This window comes from Mucilaginibacter metallidurans (assembly GCF_003286435.2).
In the GTDB taxonomy this organism is placed as follows: Bacteria; Bacteroidota; Bacteroidia; order Sphingobacteriales; family Sphingobacteriaceae; genus Mucilaginibacter; species Mucilaginibacter gossypii.
In genome coordinates this window covers 1,799,596-1,818,961 of record NZ_CP043449.1, presented here as the reverse complement: position 1 = coordinate 1,818,961, position 19,366 = coordinate 1,799,596, and the positions used below count along the sequence as shown (strand labels likewise).

15 protein-coding genes are annotated in these 19,366 nt (G+C 43.9%); 10 read left to right on the top strand and 5 right to left on the bottom strand.

The features are described from left to right. Positions 1 to 103 precede the first annotated feature (103 nt). The 3 genes from DIU38_RS07955 (at position 104) to DIU38_RS34815 (ending at position 3,948) form a co-directional block, all read left to right on the top strand. Positions 104 to 2,758 (top strand): glycoside hydrolase family 78 protein, encoded by a 2,655-nt coding sequence (locus DIU38_RS07955; protein WP_112652967.1) that lies wholly within the window; start codon positions 104 to 106, stop codon positions 2,756 to 2,758. A 113-nt stretch (positions 2,759 to 2,871) separates the two neighbouring features. Then, positions 2,872 to 3,510: an MgtC/SapB family protein gene (locus DIU38_RS07950; protein ID WP_091162781.1), complete on the top strand. Its 639-nt coding sequence runs from the start codon at positions 2,872 to 2,874 to the stop codon at positions 3,508 to 3,510. A 360-nt stretch (positions 3,511 to 3,870) separates the two neighbouring features. After that, a complete protein-coding gene (locus DIU38_RS34815; RefSeq protein ID WP_375339186.1) occupies positions 3,871 to 3,948 on the top strand; it encodes a thiamine pyrophosphate-dependent enzyme in 78 nt (25 codons plus the stop codon). 522 nt (positions 3,949 to 4,470) lie between these two features. Here DIU38_RS34815 and DIU38_RS07945 read toward each other — a convergent pair. Next, positions 4,471 to 5,517, bottom strand: a complete 1,047-nt coding sequence (locus tag DIU38_RS07945; protein WP_112652968.1) for an NHL repeat-containing protein — start codon at positions 5,515 to 5,517, stop codon at positions 4,471 to 4,473. A gap of 666 nt (positions 5,518 to 6,183) precedes the next feature. On the opposite strand from DIU38_RS07945, the gene DIU38_RS07940 reads away from it, so the two are divergent. From DIU38_RS07940 to DIU38_RS07910, 7 genes are read left to right on the top strand one after another with little or no spacing between them, the layout of a single operon-like run. After that, positions 6,184 to 6,399: a lycopene cyclase domain-containing protein gene (locus tag DIU38_RS07940; RefSeq protein ID WP_208057556.1), complete on the top strand. Its 216-nt coding sequence runs from the start codon at positions 6,184 to 6,186 to the stop codon at positions 6,397 to 6,399. 33 nt (positions 6,400 to 6,432) lie between these two features. After that, the gene (folE, locus tag DIU38_RS07935) at positions 6,433 to 7,113 is read left to right on the top strand and encodes a GTP cyclohydrolase I FolE (RefSeq protein ID WP_112652969.1); all 681 of its coding nucleotides are present in this window, start codon (positions 6,433 to 6,435) and stop codon (positions 7,111 to 7,113) included. Continuing rightward, entirely contained in the window at positions 7,113 to 7,829 is a 717-nt protein-coding gene (locus DIU38_RS07930; protein ID WP_112652970.1) for an SDR family NAD(P)-dependent oxidoreductase, read from the top strand. Before folE ends, DIU38_RS07930 begins: the two co-directional genes overlap by 1 nt. A gap of 1 nt (position 7,830) precedes the next feature. Next, entirely contained in the window at positions 7,831 to 8,487 is a 657-nt protein-coding gene (locus tag DIU38_RS07925) for a flavin reductase family protein (RefSeq protein ID WP_091162777.1), read from the top strand. A gap of 3 nt (positions 8,488 to 8,490) precedes the next feature. Then, positions 8,491 to 9,738 (top strand): FAD-dependent oxidoreductase, encoded by a 1,248-nt coding sequence (locus DIU38_RS07920; protein WP_112652971.1) that lies wholly within the window; start codon positions 8,491 to 8,493, stop codon positions 9,736 to 9,738. Next, positions 9,738 to 10,805: an oxygenase MpaB family protein gene (locus DIU38_RS07915; RefSeq protein WP_112652972.1), complete on the top strand. Its 1,068-nt coding sequence runs from the start codon at positions 9,738 to 9,740 to the stop codon at positions 10,803 to 10,805. Before DIU38_RS07920 ends, DIU38_RS07915 begins: the two co-directional genes overlap by 1 nt. A gap of 36 nt (positions 10,806 to 10,841) precedes the next feature. Beyond that, entirely contained in the window at positions 10,842 to 11,552 is a 711-nt protein-coding gene (locus DIU38_RS07910) for a MarR family winged helix-turn-helix transcriptional regulator (RefSeq protein ID WP_112652973.1), read from the top strand. Positions 11,553 to 11,968: 416 nt separating this feature from the next. Here DIU38_RS07910 and DIU38_RS33860 read toward each other — a convergent pair whose 3' ends face one another. From DIU38_RS33860 to DIU38_RS07890, 4 genes are all read right to left on the bottom strand, one after another. Further along, positions 11,969 to 12,121 (bottom strand): hypothetical protein, encoded by a 153-nt coding sequence (locus DIU38_RS33860; protein ID WP_208057557.1) that lies wholly within the window; start codon positions 12,119 to 12,121, stop codon positions 11,969 to 11,971. A gap of 101 nt (positions 12,122 to 12,222) precedes the next feature. Next, a complete protein-coding gene (locus tag DIU38_RS07900; protein ID WP_208809221.1) occupies positions 12,223 to 14,445 on the bottom strand; it encodes an alpha-amylase family protein in 2,223 nt (740 codons plus the stop codon). A 16-nt stretch (positions 14,446 to 14,461) separates the two neighbouring features. Then, positions 14,462 to 16,060 (bottom strand): RagB/SusD family nutrient uptake outer membrane protein, encoded by a 1,599-nt coding sequence (locus tag DIU38_RS07895; protein WP_112652974.1) that lies wholly within the window; start codon positions 16,058 to 16,060, stop codon positions 14,462 to 14,464. Between the two features lie 19 nt (positions 16,061 to 16,079). Continuing rightward, positions 16,080 to 19,133: a SusC/RagA family TonB-linked outer membrane protein gene (locus DIU38_RS07890; RefSeq protein ID WP_112652975.1), complete on the bottom strand. Its 3,054-nt coding sequence runs from the start codon at positions 19,131 to 19,133 to the stop codon at positions 16,080 to 16,082. Positions 19,134 to 19,366 lie beyond the last annotated feature (233 nt).

Here is a 19,366-nt window from a genome sequence, read left to right as displayed (position 1 = left end):
TCGAAAATATAATAAGTATTCAAAAAGACAGAGCAGGATGGTAATGAAACCATCCTGCTTTATTTTTATAAACCAATTTACCGGTTACCCTATACATTAAATTATGAGAGCACCATTTCTTATTGGATGTTTTTTATTTTCATGGCTCACTACTTCGGCACAAGTGGCTTTAAAAAATCTTTTAACCGAAAACCTGAAAAACCCAATTTGTATTGATGCACACAATCCGCGTTTTAGCTGGCAACTTGCAGAAAAAGACAATAGACCCGTCGGCCAACAAGCTTATGAAATACAAGTAGACTCAGCCTCGTTCAGCGAAAATAATACAACCCCGTTATGGTCGAGCGGAAAAATAACATCAAATCAGTCAGTGTACGTACCTTACCGCGGCAAAACACTGCTATCATGCCATAAATATTTTTGGCGGGTAAGGATTTGGGATACCAACGGATTACGTTCAGCTTGGAGTGATCAGTCATTTTGGAAAATGGGCCTGCTATCTGCTTCTGACTGGCATGCCCAATGGATTAGGCCTGCCTTAAATGATACAGTAAACGCCCCCGCTCCTTTGCTGAGAACTAATTTTTCATTAAACAAAAAAATACGGGAGGCTACAGCTTATATAACTTCGCATGGCTTTTATGAAGCACAACTAAACGGGCATAAAGTAGGCGACAGCTTCCTTACACCAGGATGGACAAGTTATAATAAAAGGTTACAATACCAGGCCTATGATGTTACAACTCTGTTAGCCCAGGGAGAAAATGCCATGGGTATTACACTTGGCAGCGGTTGGTATCGCAGCCCGCTGGGCCCTTATACACCCAGGGCCAATTTTTATGGTGATAAAACAGCAGTTTTAATGGAGATGAGGATCATCTTTACCGATGGCTCAGAGAAAATCATATCGTCAGATCAAAGCTGGAGATCATCTACGGGAGCTTTACAATTTGCCGAGATCTACAACGGTTGTATTATTGATACGAGGTTAGAAAAGTCAGGATGGGCAGGGCCCACTTTTGATGACCATAACTGGCATCCTGTAATCATAATGCCATACGCTAAAAACACCCTTATTGCTACATATAACGAACCCGTTAAGCAACATGAAACATTTAAGCCAATAAAGGTCATAACTACGCCACGCGGTGAAAAGGTGATTGATTTTGGTCAAAATCTGGTGGGTTGGGTAAAAGTTACACTGAAAGGCCATCCGGGAGACTCAATTAAAATTGCTCACGCAGAAGTGCTGGATAAAGCAGGCGAATTTTATACAGAAAACTTACGGGCGGCAAAGGCCGAAAACACTTATATATTAAAAGATACCGTTAAAAGTACCTTTGAGCCGCAATTTAGCTGGCAGGGTTTCAGGTACATTAAGGTTAGCGGTATAAAAGGCGCATTAAATCCAGATGACTTTACCGCTGTAGCTGTTTATTCGGATATGAAAGCTACCGGGAGCTTTTTATGCTCCAACCCCTTGCTTAATCAATTGCAACACAATATCCAATGGGGACAGAAAGGTAACTTTCTTGATGTACCAACAGATTGCCCGCAACGCGACGAGCGCTTAGGCTGGACAGGCGATGCGCAGGTATTTTCACGTACAGCAGCATTTAATATGGATGTTCACAATTTCTTTACCAAATGGCTCAGGGATGTAGCTGCCGATCAGTATCCAGGCGGTAGTATCCCCTTTGTGGTTCCGGATGTATTCAAAAATGGCACAAATGAGGTTGGCGGCAGTTCAGGATGGGGAGATGTGTCAACCATCATCCCATGGAATATGTATTTTGCATATGGAGACAAAAAGATTTTAGAAAACCAGTTTCAAAGCATGAAAGCCTGGGTTAATTATATCCAAAAGCAAACCAGGAACAATTTATGGGTAACGGGTAATCATTTTGGCGACTGGTTGTTTTATAGTGTGAATAACGACAGAGATGGTACATCTGCGATAACCAATAAATATCTTATCGCACAATGCTTCTATGCATATTCAACCCAAATACTGATCAACAGCGCCAAAGTTTTAAACAAAACAACCGACGAGCAATATTATTCAAAGTTGTTGCTCAAAATAAAACGGGCATTTGTGAACGAATATGTTACCGCTAATGGCCTGATCTCATCAGATACCCAAACAGCATACGTATTAGCTTTGGAATTTGATATGCTGCCGAAAAACTTGAGACAGCAGGCTGCAGCCCGCCTTATTAAGAACATCGGGCTATACCGGGATCACCTGACAACGGGTTTTTTAGGCACTCCTTATCTTTGTGATGCCCTCACCAGGTTCGGTTACGCCGACGTGGCGTACAAGTTATTATTGCAGGATACTTATCCTTCCTGGCTATACCCAATTAAACAGGGGGCTACTACTATCTGGGAAAGATGGGATGGTATCAGGACCGACGGCAGTTTTGAAGAGTCATCTATGAATTCTTATAATCATTACGCTTACGGGGCTATCGGCGATTGGATGTATCGCTATATTGCAGGTATTACGCCTGCCGCACCAGCCTATAAAAAAATAACAATCAAACCGGTAATTGGCGGCGGGCTATCATGGGCCGAAGGAAAATACGATTGCCCGTACGGAACCATCTATAGTAAATGGCAAATCACTGATAGGAAATTAGATATGAGGGTAACTGTTCCGCAAAATACAACAGCTGATATTTTTGTTCCCGATTTTTCAGGAAATAATTACAAAAAATTCACTGTGGGCCCCGGCAATTATCATTACAGCAGATGACAGCAATCTGTCTCTGAAAACCGGGTTCTCCCGCTACATAAATGATGAAACCCGGCAGGTTCAAGTATCTATAAAAATCATATATTCGGTTATAATCAAATAAAATTGAATTTATGGCTTTCGATATAGAAATACTGGTCAGGTTTTTACTGGCCCTGTTGTGGGGCGGACTTGTAGGCGCCGAAAGAGAATATCATGGTAAGGCGGCTGGCTTCCGTACCACCATCATGATATCTTTTGGCGCTTGTTTTTTCACACTCATGTCAACCGCCATTGGGGCGCCTGACAATGCAGACAGGATCGCATCAAACGTGGTTACGGGGATTGGGTTCCTTGGTGCCGGCGTTATTTTCAGAGGTGAAAACCGGGTTAATGGCATCACTACCGCAGCTACCATCTGGGCCGTTGCGGCAGTAGGCATGGGTATTGGAGCCGGTTACTACTTAGCTGCCGGGTTCGCCAGTATAATGATCCTGTTTATACTTTCCGTACTTCCTTTCTTTCAAAAGAAAATAGATTATTATAATCAATCCAAAACATTTTATATTAAATGCCCGGTCTCGGTAAATGGTATCATCTTGTGCGAAGATATGATGACAGCTCATAAACTGAAATTCAAGATGGTTAAGAGGGTGAAAGATGGCGACTATATGCTTTTAACATGGCAGCTTCACGGACCTTCAGTTAAAATGGATCTGTTCATCAACTCAGTTAGCGATATTCCAGTTATCGAACATTTTGAGTTTTCGTGATATCGACAACGTATTAATTATTATATCCACAAAGCAAATGCTTTTTATTCTCCCACAAGAATTCTGCTTGATCCGGGTTCTGTTTGATCGAATCGAAAAGTAGCGACTTTTTAGAATTAAAAAGGTTCACTCTTTTAAAGTGACCCTTTCAGAACTTAGACACAGTTCCTATATGGTGCACCTAACTGTACAGAATTCGAACCAATTTTTGAAGTATTTGGCTGTTTTATGCGAGTTATCAGCCATGCAATAGCTTTTTTTACACACCAAATATCCTCCGGAAAGTCAATATGGTTTATTTAGCTTTTTGAACCTTATATATCCCAATCCCCCTTCAACATAAGTCAGCTGGCTTTTGCTATGTTTAAGATCATCATTTTAAATAACAGGTTTTTAGGCATGATACGCCAGTGGCAGGAGCTGTTTAGCGGATCTTGAAAACCCAGCCGGATTCCGGCATTTTGATTGCGCCGAACGTTAATGTGTTGATGATTGACCTAAACAGCTTGTCCAATCAATATTTGATTGTTTAGGCGTTATGATTAATTTGTTCCGATCCTCTGTCCGTATCGCGGACTGCGGGTGTAATCAACATTAGGATTCAGAAATAATGTTGAATATGATATGGTCCATGAGGTTCAATTATTACAAATTTAACAAGAGGAATAAAACTCAATTGTAAATAATTAGCTTAATCGATTACCTCAAGAGAAGCAATTGGCTACCTGCAATTAATTCATAAAAAAGTTGCCAATAAAATTGACAACTTGCCTAAAATAGTACTAAAACCCGATGTACCCACAGACCTATTTTGGATGAACTGAACCGATTAGCCACTCTGTTTGATGGTCAGGCTGATTTCAAATATCTAACCCGTTTTCGATAGAACCGATTATTCAGGATTTATGCTTGACCATTCCTAACATATAATGGAGTTTTAATAGATATCATTCAGAGAGTTTATCTACTTATCACTATTTTCCGTATCATAGTATTGCCATCAGTTACGTATAAATTGCCGAAATTATCTGCGGCCACGTCAGTTGGGGTTTTAAATGTAGCTGTAGCGCCCGGGCCATTATTTGACCCAAACTCACCGGTACCGGCTACCGTGGTTACCACACCTTGAGGGGTCACCTTGCGTATTTTATTATTCAGACGATCCGCCACGTATATATTACCTGCGGCATCTATACCCAAACCAAACGGAGTATCAAATGAAGCTGCAGCACCCTTGCCATCAGCTGCACCCTTGGCGCCGCTTCCTGCAAGCGTACTTACCACGCCTCCCCGGTTAATCTTACGGATTAGGTTATTGTGGGAATCTGCCACATATAGGTTACCGATAGCATCTACTATCATATCAGAAGCACCATTAAATGACGCAGCAGTACCCTTGCCATCGGCCGAACCTGCTGCACCGCTACCTGCAAGGGTTGTTACTACGCCTTCCGGGCTTATCTTACGGACCAGGTTACTATGTACCACGTAAACATTACCGGAGGCATCTAAGGCCAAACCTCCCGGATTATAAAATGTAGCCGTAGCTCCCGGGCCATCGGCTGTTCCCTGGGCACCGCTACCTGCAAAGGTTGTTACCACGCCCTCCGGGCTTACTTTACAGATCCGATTGTTATGACTATCGGCTACATATATAGTACCTGAAGCATCTACCGCTATGCCGGACGGATACCAAAACACAGGGCCCCGGCCATCCATGTCAACCTTATCGTTGCCGGCAAGGGTTGTTACTACAGCCGCCGGGCTTATCTTACGGATCAAGCCGGTCCAATTATCTGTCACGTATATGTTACCGGCAACATCTGTTGCTATACCCACTGGGCTGTTGAATGAAGCCGATGTGCCGACACCATCAGATGCCCCTCCAATACTTTGACCGGCAAACGTGCTAACCGTTACTGTGGTGGGTTTGTGAAAGTCTTTAATACAGGATGCATTGCCTAACAGAAAGGCTAATCCTAAAACAACAGTTATTTGCGTTTTCATAATACAACGAGTAAAACTAAAATAAAGAGATCCTTGTTACTCCAGTGCTGAGTTCAACAACCTATATGATGATTTTTATTATATATGCCGAAAAAAGCAATACCCAAATTTGTATCCCAAAAGACACAATGCGCTTAATCTTATAATGGATAGTTCAGGTATGCCGGCCATTGGGCGGACTGCGAAATTTGTACTACCTCATACATCAATAGGCGATAGACAAATGCCGGGCAAACCGTTATTAACCAGGGAAGTCAAATATTTTTTTCTGTGTTACAAGTTGTAAAAACATAAGCAATAATAGGAAAAGGATCAGGTTTTCAGAATGATCGTCATCATCTATATAACTGACTGTCATCATCTACAACATGCATTTATCATCTTTTTATCAATTGAATTATAACATTGCTTTTGGCATCAATTAAAAAAGTTTGCGGGAATAGTAATTCATAATCTTTCTTAATTTATACAAAATTGTACTACATATTAAAATATAGCACATTATTGTATTATCTTTGAATCGTAAACTAAATGCTAATTTTCCTTAAATGTTAAAGTCAAATCCTATCAATAATATTATCCCTGACGAAAAATCTTCCGTAGCGATGATTTGCTCTGGGTTTTCTCGTTTAAGTGCAGCAGCCTATTTAGCCAAAGCCTGATATAGTGTCACTGTATAATGGTTTGCTGACCGGCACAGGCCTGGAAAACCTGGTAGTTTGGTATAACCCGGCACACATCATAGGTGTACGTATCTTGACCATTCCTGTAGAGGATGTTTTTTATGGGATGAATCCGATCTTGCTAAATGTAATGATCTATACAGGTTTAAACACAGGGTTTTATTTCCGGCTTAAAAATCAGCGAAGGGCAATAATATAGTAAACGCCATTTAACTTATACTAATACGACTTCATGATAAAAGACGAAACAGTTAACGACTTAACTTTAGCGCAGGTAGTAACTGATCTGGAACAAGATCATTATAACGCTGCTTTCGACACGCCACTCCGGCCTGATGCATTTGAACTGGACGACGATACCAAAATGGAACATATCGCCAAACATTTCGCCGCAATAATGGAAACCTTGGGAATGGACCTGGAAGATGACAGTTTGAGAGACACACCTAAGCGGGTAGCTAAAATGTATGTGAAGGAGATATTTAGCGGCCTTAACCCTGCTAACAAACCCAAACCCACTTTATTCAAGAATCCATTCAACTACAATCAAATGCTGGTGGAACGGAATATTGCTGTATTTAGTAACTGTGAGCACCATTTTGTACCTATTGTAGGTAAAGCCCACGTTGCCTATATCAGCAATGGGCAGGTAATCGGTTTATCAAAACTGAACAGGATTGTTCAGTACTGTTCGCAAAGACCACAGGTACAGGAAAGGCTGACCATGCAGATCGCCAATATGCTCAAAGAAGCGTTAGGTACGGAAGATGTAGCGGTAATTATAGACGCGCATCACCATTGCGTATCCAGCCGTGGTATCCGGGACGCCGGCAGTACCACGCTGACAGCTGAATACAGCGGGCAGTTTCTAAATATTGAAACCAAGAATGAATTTTTAAAGTATATCGGATAATGGACTTCAACGGAAAGAATATCCTGGTGGTCGGAGGCAGTTCCGGCATTGGCTTATCATTAGTTCAACTGCTTCATCGGCAGAACGCCAATATTTATACGGTATCAAGATCGGCATCAGCCGAGTGGCCGGAAGATTTACATTTTTTAAAAGCAGACGTTTTAGAAAGTTTGGATGCGGTGGAACTGTTCCTTCCTGAGCAACTGCACGGGTTGGTTTACTCGGTTGGAAGCATTACGCTGAAACCGTTCGGCAGGTTAACTGATGAAGATTTTTTGAAAGATTTCCAGCTGAACGTTTTAGGTGCAGCACATATGATCCGGCAGGCTATGAAACCAATTAAAAATGCCGGAGGTTCATCCATTGTTCTGATCAGTTCGGTCGCCGCCAAAACCGGCATGCCTTACCATGCCAGTATAGCAGCTGCCAAAGGCGCAGTTGAAGGCATGGCGCTTTCTTTGGCAGCCGAGCTTGCTATACAGCATGTCAGGGTTAACGTGGTAGCCCCCTCATTAACAGACACACCACTCGCTCAGGGCTTGTTGAGTACACCTGAAAAACGGGAAGCCTCTGGTAAACGTCATCCTTTAGGAAAAATAGGACAACCCGAAGATATCAGTCGGCTTATCGCCTATTTATTATCGGATGACAGTACCTGGATGACGGGGCAGGTTATCGGCATGGATGGCGGCTTAGGTAAATTAAAAACAAGTTAAGATGCAGGATATAAAAAGCGAAAACATCTATCAGCTGGAAAAGCAATACAGGACAAGCCTGATCAACAGTTTGATAGGCTACCGGGCTTTGAATCTTTTGGGAACAACCAGTAATGACGGTGTCACTAACTTGTGTATCATTAGTTCTGTTTTCCATTTGGGTGCGAACCCGCCGCTTATCGGAATGGTGATCCGACCCGAACGTGAGCACAATGATACGCTGCGTAACATCAGATCAACAGGACAATATACCCTCAATAACGTGTTACCAGAATGGTACATGCAGGCGCACCAAACCAGTGCAAGTTATCCTTCCGGCTTTTCTGAATTTGACACCTGTCATTTCAAAAAGTATTATACAAATGGCTTTAAGGCACCCTTTGTGAAAGCATCCAACGTACGCATAGGGCTGGAATTACGTGAGATGATTGATATGGAGGTTAACGGAACAACAATTGTTATAGGTGAAATAGTCCATATCCTAACAGAAGATGGATTGATCGGGGCAGATGGAACAGTTGATCACGGTAAAGCTGGAACCATGACCGTGGCCGGTTTGGATACCTACTATCTACCCCAACCCGTTGGACAACTCGCCTATGCCAAGCCTGGAGTTGAACCACATTTATTAAATACAAATACCAGCTTCAATACATAAGCCATGAAAAAAGACGCGGAAGTGATTGTTGTAGGTGCAGGCATAGCCGGTTTAACAGCGGCCAAAATATTAAAGGCTGCCAAAAAATCGGTCTTGGTTTTGGAGCACTCCGATGGAGTAGGTGGTAGAGTGCGAACCGATGAGGTGGATGGCTACCTGCTCGACCGGGGTTTCCAGGTTTTTTTAACAGCTTATCCGGAGGCCAGAAACCTATTGGATTATGAGGCGCTGGACCTTTGTAAATTCGATCCCGGCGCAATTATTTTGAACAAAAAAGGCGCTAATATTTTAGGCGATCCGATCAGGCAGCCAGGTTCAACAATGAGCACTTTGCTGTCTTCAGCTGCTACATTTACTGATAAATTACGCATGCTCCGATTAAAGCTAAAATTGGCCGGTAAGAGTATCGACAAGATTTTTTCAGAACCAGAGATCACCACCACAGAATACCTAAAAAAAGAAGGTTTCAGCGGAACCATCGTAAACCAGTTCTTCAGGCCCTTTATGACGGGGGTATTCCTCGAAGACCGCTTAAGTACCTCCAGCAGAATGTTTGAGTTTGTTTTTAAAATGTTCAGCGAGGGTGATGCCGCTATCCCTGCCCAAGGAATGGGCATGATACCTAAACAACTGGCTGAATGCCTTGCTCCGCAGGAACTCTTATTCCATCAAAATGTATCCGCAGTTAATGGAGGCTCAGTAACAACAACAGATGGGCTTAGCTATCACGCTAACTTTGTTTTGATCGCTACCGATCCTTTGCGTTCTCCCATAAGCAACAGAAATTCGAACATTGAGCATCATTCTGTAAGCAATATGTATTTCACAGCCAGGAAACGCCCCTTTGAAAAGCCCCTGATAGCTTTAAATACGTTACCTGGAAAAATTGTAAATAACATTGCCGTATTGGATCGTATTTCTAACAGGTATTCTGAAAGCGGCGATACTTTAATTTCATTATCGTTAATAGGCGACTATTCAAATGCGAACCAAAATAAACTACAGGAAAATGTGGTTAGCGAATTGAAATTCTGGTATCCCGAAGCCGTTAGCTGGAAACACCTAAAAACCTACCATATTGATTATGCGCTGCCGAATGACGACCACGTGACTAATGAACCTGGTTATACAACCATACGGGTAAATAACCAATGCTTTGTTTGCGGGGATTATTTGATGAATGGCTCAATTAATGCAGCGATGAAAAGCGGCAGGCTGGCTGCAGAGGGCATTATAAATACCATGCGCTAATGATCAACCATAATTTATATAGCAATGAACTTTTAAACCGCAAGCGGCTGTTAGGTGATAAACGGGCGGATGAGTTTATACATTATGTTTTTAGCGATCCGGTAAAGAAGAAGCAATTACAGGACTGGATGGGTGGCCAATCAGGTGCCGACCATTTGAAATTACTACAGCATTTATTCCCGAAAATTGACTTTATTGATAAAGCTACAGAACTGCCAATATGGGCGCAACCACTACTGATGAGAAACGGCGCTATTTTCTATGCCCGGCATTCGGAGATAATTATGAGTTTACTCGGGTTGTTATCATTACCCTATTGTTATAATGCAGCCAATGGCGCGATGGTGCTATACTTGTCCGAACTGATCCGTAAACAAACTACCAAAAGGCTTTATGATACCGCTGTGTTTGTTTGGGAGGTTATGGGGCCGGATGCTTTCGGTAAAAACGGAAACGCTTATGAAGAAATTTTAAAAGTGCGGATCATGCACGCGGCCGTTCGTTACTACACGCTGCAAAGCGGCAAATGGGATGATAGCTGGGGATTACCGATCAACCAGGAAGACATGGCCGGAACAAACCTGTCATTTTCACTGATCGTTATTCGCGGGCTACGAATGCTCGGCTACAGCGTAAGCCAGGATGACCAGGCCGCGTTTATGCACATATGGGGAGTAGTAGGTTATCTGTCGGGATTAGATGAAGATCTGATCCCCGAAAACTCTAAAATGGCGCAGCAACTTGATAACATTATTAAACGAAGGCAGTTCGCTGTTTCTACACATGGACAGGAATTAACCAGATCGCTGACCGCTCATATCCTTTCCGTTAATAAAAGTAAGGCCACGGCCAACGATATACTGGGCTTGATGCGTTACCTGCTTGGAAAAGAAATGGCCGATATGCTGGCGATCGACGCCCCCGAACTGCCTGCTTATAAACTAACCCTGATCAAAACGTTGAACCTGTTTAAAAGCTTTAAGCCGCAGGGAGATGCCAAGAAAAATTACCAGATTGCCTATGCTACCTTCAAGACGCAAAACCCAGCACTCGTTAAAAGAAACTAATTTTGAAAATTGCCGGCATGCTTAATTTATAAAAACATGAAATCATACCAACTCATTCATCAACTGATCGATCTTGTAGATGAACTGGAAAAAGAAAACCAGGGACGGGAAGTGTCTTTGCAGGATTTTATAGGTTTTCTTTTGAATAAAGTTGGCGATCCCGCCGTTAATAATCATAGCAGTGAAGTTAGGTTTGGTGATAATGACAGCGCCGCTTTGGATATTGCTTATCAGTTGGATAATAACATCGGGCGCCTGTTTGTTTTCATGAGTCGTTACGCCAAATCATATATTAAAAAAGCACTGGAGGGTACGCCCTTGCAAACCGCCGAGGATTTTACGGCACTGGCTATTTTATTAACGCACCCGCACTTATCAAAAAGTGAACTTATCAGCCATAATCTACAGGAAAAAACTTCTGGTACGGAAGTGATCAGGCGTTTGGTTGTGTCAGGGTTGGTTAGGCAGTGGGACGATGAAAAGGATAAAAGAAGTAAGCATATTGCCATTACTGACGAAGGCAAGAAATTATTGTTCCAGGTATTTGAACATACCAACTATGTGGGACAGATCATCACCGGCAGGTTGACCTTTGCCGAAAAATTCACGCTGCAATATCTTTTACAAAAATTGGAAAACTTTCATTTGGAACACTACGAAAAGAAAACCATCCTCAGCAAAGAAGACCTTAAAAAAGTAGCGACCGGAATCACACCGCATAATGGACGTACCTCTGATCCAGAGTAACATTGATACTGAAGTCATTATTGAAATGCCGTATAAAGCCAGGACCTCTTCGTTGCGATCAGGCTGTAATTAGATGACATCGACCATCAAGATCGAACTCATGAGCAGAATGAATTATGCATTTTTAAATTTTGCCGTCAACTTGTAAAGGGAGGTCGAACGAAACACACTGCGCTCGGTAAAAGAAGTTATCCAGTTTAAATGAAATACTCAAAAAACTAAAAATCAGCAACACGATTTGTGAAAAGAAAATGATTAAACAGGCTTTATATAAATCAAATTTTGAATCAGGTAATTGGTAGAACGTTATCGCTTGCTGAACCAATACAAAAATTCATCCTAACACGATAACAATAAGAGGTAAGTTTACGGCTTTAAGAAAACACAAAGCGTACTCTTGTAAAATAAAATCATGGCTACGGTGGAAAAACCATGATCTTCAGGTAATCGTTTTTCAGAAACACTGCCGTGTATTCCTTATCCGTTTTTTCATCAGATATTTTTTCGACAACCGGGTGGGGATAAACAACACCGCTACTGCCCTGGTAAACCCCTTTCTCCAGAAACATCGGATTTTTTTCCGGTTGTCCGATCCCATAGGTCGGGATGGTCACTTGTTCCGCCCAAGCTTTTACTTCCGTATCGGGTATATTATAATTGTAGTTTAAAATTAATTAGATGGTACCAGTTTAAGCATTCTTGCATCTGCTGCAGGTACGCTGGTAGAAAAAGTTTCTTGTCCGCTTTCGATCTTGCCTACTGTTTGATCCGTCAGAAAATCTTTTATAAGGTAACTGGTGTTCGTAAGACCCAGCTCCTTCTTTTTCCAAATTTGGTCATAGCCGGCGGAATTGCTGAAGTTGAACTGTGAGATCAAGACTTCTTTACCCGGCAGAAAAAATGCCATCTGCTGGTCGAGTGACTCACCGTCAGCTACCTTTACTGGTGTAAAAGCCTTTGGTGCGCTAAAGAAAGCGCACAGGTATTTGTTGTTCAGGTAAACTGCTGCGCGATCAGCCGCGAGTTTATTCCGGTAATCCGAGCCGTCCCCAAGTATACTGCCCATGCTCATCATAGCATACAGGCGTACCTGGATATCTTTTTCAGTCAGATCAGGATTTTTCTGGAAATTCTTCATGACGGCCACATCCAGGTTGGTATATGGCCAGAGTGTTCCCTGTACCCACCAGAGATGAGACCCGCTGGCAAGGGATGCCTCTGTACTACCATAATGCGGGAAACCCGGCCGATCATCCCTAAAATGGGAGTAGACATCCGTAGAAACAAAACGGCCATGGGCATACTGGCTGGGGAACATGGGAGAAATTGCCTCAGTTATAAAAACGTCTTTGCCCAGAATGGAATCCGCCAGTGATTTCAACATGTTCATACCGTAATTGTAAGCCTGAAGACCGGAACGAACGGACGAGTTGTACCGACGGGTAGATTCAAGTGCGCCGGCAGTTAAGAAATCGATCTTCAAAAATTTAGCACCGATCTCTTTAGCTTTTTTGAGCTGGTAGATCACGTACTGCCGAACGGCAGGGTGTGTAGGATCCATCGCCAGGCACCCCCAGTCGCCTTCCTTATACCAGATCGGGTTGCCGTGATCGTCTGAGAGCAGCGCGTCTGAAAGGTTATAATCTGATCCCTGAATTTTAGTATTTGCAGTATTGTTCCGCCAGGTCCACATGGCGAAGGGTATAAAGTAGAAGCCAAGGTCCTGTTTTTTCTTGTCAATGTATTTACCGAACGATGCCAGCAAACTCGTGGTATATATCCCCTGATCATAAGAATCGATACTCATAACCGGTCTTGAATATTTATTGAACTGATCAAGCGTTGCAATAAAATCTGAAATCTTGGGAATATCACGCGGCATCATTTTCCCCTCATAACCCAGCACGCCTTCCACACCAAAACTATTCCAATAAAAAGGTGCTGCGCCTTTCCAGTCCAGCCGGCCGTTTAGTAAAGCGTTGGCATTGCCGTAGTCAATAAAAATTTTGCGGACATCTCCCGCAGCAAGGAAAATCACGGACGAATGAACTGACGGCCCCTTAGCGGTACCATGCACTGCATGATCGTGGGTTCCGTCGTTGCCCCCATACTCTGGTCTTAATGCAGAATTATCGGGGGTTGCTACGCCGTCGGTAACAGATAGTGAATCGACCTGACCCGTAGTCTTACCTGAATGATATGCAATACCGGTTTTCCAGAAGTCGTGGCTCAGACTGCCAAAGACGATACCTGAAAAACTATTATTGTCGTAAACTGAAGAAAACTCGTAGGTTATGCCGTTGAATGCAGGTTTCCCGGGGTCCCAGCGTCGTTCCAGAATATGCGTCCAGTTATCGTTGTCAAACGGAACGTCGAGCAAACGCGGCTCGGCGCCCGGCTGCACAAGCAGGGCCTTTTCTTTTGGTAAAACAGCCAACGCGCAGATCTCACGGGTTTCCATTTCTTCATCCGTACCGTCTCCTTTAATGGCAGTAAGATTAGCAAAAATGTAAGGGTGATCGGTATAGATCAGCAACTGCTGCAACAAGGTAATTCGGGCCGCATTTCCCGAGTGTCGTATCGTCAGCCGTATACCTTTGCCGGCGGCATTGCTGAACGTATCGGTGCTTGCCTGATGCAACTGGCAGTCAGTCGTCGCCAAATATCCGGAAGATAATTCCCTTACATAGGCAATGGCGTTATCAATCGTAACGCCATTGCCAAATTTAAAATCCAAACGCCCTGTTTTTTGGTTGACAGTGATGGCGGATCCTTCGCTTCTAACCATTAGCGCGTCACCCGACCGATCTACTTGCTGTGCGAGCGATGCGAATGGGAAGCAGTAAAGAACTGAAGCCAGGGTAAACAGCCACAGATATTTGAATTTGCTCATATATAAATCAATTTGATTAGTAACCAGGATTTTGTGCTTTTAATCCCAGTGCAGCATTATTTTGCAATTCGCTCAGAGGAATAGGATACAACAAATTTTTGGAAGAAATCTCCTGCGTTGGATGCGGATCGGTAGACGAGTTATTTTTCTTCATAAAGTCACGTTTTGGATCGTCGTAACGTTTCACCCGCGAGATCAATGTGCCCGTACGCTTCAGGTCGAACCAGCGCCAGCCTTCAGCGCCCAATTCCCGGGTACGCTCATCCAGTATGATCTCTCGCATCGAGACCTGATCGGTCAAAGCGTAATTTACCGAACTATTTCCAAAAGCGCGTTCACGTATTTTATTGAGCGGTACCAGTGCTGCCTGAGTTTGACCCAATTCGTTCAAAGTTTCTGCATACATCAGGAATACGTCTGCTGCGCGCAGATAATATAAGTTTTTGCCAGAGTGATAAACATCAATGTCGCTGGAAGAGATATCATACTTTTTCACGGTTGGTAACCCCGGGTCTGCCCACCAGCTCATGGTGTTACCGTTACTGTCATAACGATCGTGACTGATAGAGGCTTTGTAACGTGCATCATACTGATATGCCCATGAGTAAGGTTTCGCAAAAACGGTATCAGCGTAAAACGCTGTGGAAGTTATCACCGTACCGCCATAGCCTGGAGTATGCTGATTGAATTGTTGAAAAGGCACCGGAGGACCAGCGTAGGAACCGTAAAGATTCTGCAATCCCTGAGTGTTATTGTTGTTATCTGTAGAATACTGGATCTCAAAAAGTGATTCTGTATTATTTTCATGCTGACCATCAAAGAGATCAGCATAATTTGCCAGCAACGTCAGTTTATTACCATTGATCAGTTCCTCAAACGTTGTTTTAGCATTCTGGTAGTCATGCAAGGTCAGGTACACTTTTCCTAACAAGGCTTTTGCCGCTTCCATATTGGCCCGGCCGGCGGCACTTGCTCCAAGTTGACTTTTAGCCCAGCAATTGGTCGAAGCAAACTTAAGATCGGAAATGATCTGGTTATAAACGGTAGCCTGCGGCGTACGTGGTACGCCGTTGTCGAAAGCCGTATTTTCAAGCGGCATAGGCACATCGCCGAATAATTGAACCAGGTAGAAGTAATAAACCGCGCGCAGGAATCGGGCTTCGCCAACCAAACGGTTTTGCAACGAAGCGTCTCCGAAATTCTTGATCTGCGGAATATTAAGAACTGCTGCATTTGCATTGGCAATCCCTTTATAACAAACGCCCCAAAAGCCGCTGATGTCAGCGTTCTGACTGTTGAAGGTAAGGTCATAAACGTCAATACCCACTACTCCAGCCCAATAAGAACCATAACCCTGCGCCTGGTAAGCGCAGCGTGCCTCATCGGTGCCAATTACGCCAATAAGCTGATAGTCAGATTTTTTAAGCGTCTGCAATTGCTGATAGATACCGGTTACTCCTGCTATAGCCCCAGCCTGGTCCTTATAGAGGCTTTGGGCCGAAACAAATACTTCCGGAGTATAGTCAAGTTCCTTACGGCAACCGGCGATGACAAACAACAGCATGATGGCTGTGATACCGATTGCTTTGAATTTTATACGTTGAAAAGTTTTCATGTCTAGTTTGGTCTTAATGTTACAGGGAAAGTCTTGCGCCTAAAATGAAAGTACGGTAACGAGGATAAATTTCGTTAGATGCATAATTACCGGCGATATCGGGGTCAATTCCTTTGTAGCTGGTGAAGACAAATGGATTCAGCGCCTGCGCATAGATATTCAAAGTGTTGACTTTTATCTTTTTCAGTAGCGAAGAAGGTAAATCATAACCTAACGTAATATGCTGGATTCTCAGGTAGCTGGCATTCTGGATGGAATAGCTTGATCCCTGAGAGATACCACCAGGCAATGTTTTAAGCGAAGTACCGAAAGAGTTTGGTCTTGGAATTACTGTATTTGTATTCGTTGGGGTCCAGTAGTCACCCCCCTGAACGGTGACGTTGCCCTGGCTACCAAATGCCGAATTGTAATAAGTCAGGTTGGTAAAAGTCAGGTTGTTCAACTTCTGACCATATGCAAACGTACTGTTCACAGTCAGTGAGATCGCCTTGTAACGGAAGTAATTCCAGAAATTGCCCGAACCTTTTGGAATGCTTGAACCTACCACCACCTGATCCAGCGGTGTAATCTTTCCGTCACCATTAACGTCGCGTATCTTGATGTCGCCAGGTTTGCCATTTGGATTTAACTTGAAGTTATCTCCCTGCTGGTACAGGCCGTCGAAAATGTAGTTTACGAAAGTGCCCGCTGGCGGCAAGCCAACGCGAAGGTAAAGGTTAACGGAATCCCTGCCCGGGAATAGCTTGGTTACCTTGCTGTCATACTTCGACCAGTTGATCTGCGCCTGCCAGGTAAAGCTGGCCGTCTTCACGGGAGTTGTTTTCAGTGCCACGTCAATGCCGCGCGTTCTCATGGCCGCAACGTTCACGTATTCTGTTTGAAAACCAGATGATGGCGCCAAAGGAAGTGGCATCAGCAGGCTGCTGATATTTTTATTATATACGTCAAGTGATAATTGAATGCGGTTATCGAACATGGCAATGTCGGTACCTGCATTGAACTGGTGCTGCACTTCCCATTGCAGAGAGTTGTTTCCGAATACGCCGTTCGTGCCCCCCGCCAGGTAGCCACTGGTTACACTCGTACCGTTAAACGGATAAGTGGTTGGGTCATACCGGGTATAAATTGCGTCATAAGGCAAGTTCTGATTACCTACCAAGCCGTAGCTGGCGCGGAGTTTAAAGTCGCTCAGCCAAGTTTTCAGCTTGAAGCCGATCCATGGCTCATCGATCACCCGCCAGGCGCCGCTCACTGTGGGGAATACACCGAATTTATTGTTACCCCCAAAGCGGCTGGATCCGTCCTGACGGATCGTGCCGTTCAAGATGTAACGTCCTTTAAATTTATAGACAGCCCTGCCGAAGAATGAGCGTACTGCCCAACCATCATAATTGCTATTGTCCTGCAATTTCTGACCGGCACTGCCGATGGCTTTATAACTCAGCAAGTCCGTTGGAAACTGGCTTCCCTGCATATCAGTCGCCGTATTTTCGTGACGTTCAAAAGTGAAACCGCCCAGTAAACTCAGGTCGTGGTTGCCTTTCGTCAGGTTATAGGTTGCAGTATTTTCCCATAGTACGTCCGTAGCGCGGGTATTATAAATCTCACCTAAGCCATTTGTCGGCGCATAACCCGGTCCTGTCGTTCTTGGCCAATACTTATCTTCTTCGGCTTGATAGATATCAGCGCCGATACTGGAACGGAACATCAGGTTTTTTACCGGTGTAAACTCGACGAATAGGTTTGCATTGGTCCGGTTGGTGGTGTATAAGTCGATGGCGTTTAAGGCCAGTGTTACAGGATTGAAAATAGTCGGTACCCCCGTGGAGTTATCCACAGTGATCAACGGCTGACCGCTGCTGTCATAGATCGGCTGCAACGGGCTTTGTGTCAGCGATTGCTGATACTCGTTCGGCATCGCATTGTGCGTAATGTCATGAGTAAAATTCATGCTGCCACCCAATTTCAAAAATGATCTGATCGCTGTTTCGTCGCTCAGGTAGCCGGAATATTTTTTATAGCCGGTGTTAATAAGTATGCCGTCCTGGTTCTGGTATTGCCCACTGAAATATACCTTGTTAGAACCGGTTCCATTAGCCACAGAAAGTGTATAGTTCTGAGTGAGTGCATTATTATGCAGGATTGCTTTTTGCCAGTCATAACCGGTATAGCCATCAGCTATGCTCTGTGATTCGTTAGCGTTAAATATCTTGGCGTCAGCGGTCGTCGTACCCGGCTGACCGAAGGTCCCCGGATCCGCATCCTGATAAGCCAATCGTTTAAGTGTAGCATAATCATGCGCCCCGAGCATCTGGTAAGCCGGATTATTATGCTGGATGCCCGCATACATATCAAAATTCACATTAGTCGCCCCTGCTTTTGGCTTTTTTGTAGTGATCAGAATCACACCTTCTGCCGCACGGGAGCCATAGATACCGGCCGCGGCGGCATCTTTCAGAATTTCAACAGACTCGATATCATTGGGATTAATGTTGCGGATATCACCGACTAAGGCGACACCGTCAACAATATAAAGCGGGCCTTGTAGCTGGGAAATCGAGTTGAGACCCCGGACATTAACCGAAGCACCTGAGCCTGGCTGTGTACTGGTTGCGTGCACTTCCAGTCCCGGAGCACGCGAGCCGAGTGCCGTTGCAAGGTTGGTGGACGGAGCTTCACTGAGTTGCTGCGCCGTAACGGTAGTTACCGCACTGGTCAGATCTTTACGCTTTTCACGACCATAAGCGATCACAACAACCTCGGAAAGATTGGTATTGCTTTTAAGTGAAACGGTAAGATCAGAGCTTGCCGCCAGCGTAATCCGGGCCGGTTCGTAGCCAGCGAAAGATACCTGGATAATCATACCCGTTTCTGCGTCAACCGAGAACTTACCGGCCTGATCGGCCGCAGATTTGCTAATAGTCTTTCCGTTAGAGATGATGGAAATGGTGGCGAAAGGCAAGGTTTGCCCGGATTGTGAATCCTTAACCGTGCCGGTGATCTTCCGCTGCTGAGCGTAAGCGCTGATCAGACCGGCCGAAAACAGCACAACGAATAGTAGTAGTTTTCTCATTGAATTGGGTTTAAAAAAATTAGTTCTGCGCCAGAGAGATGGACAATAGAAATCAGGGCCAGGCTTTTACCTGGTATCAATAAAAAAACGAATAATCAAGATTTTTCGAAATTTAGTTTCCTACTGAAAGCCCTTCAGGCGAATAATATATTTACATATTGGTTTTATACATCAAACTTACAACCTTTCGACCATGCTAAAAATGACATATTTTGTGATTGTGATGGATTTTT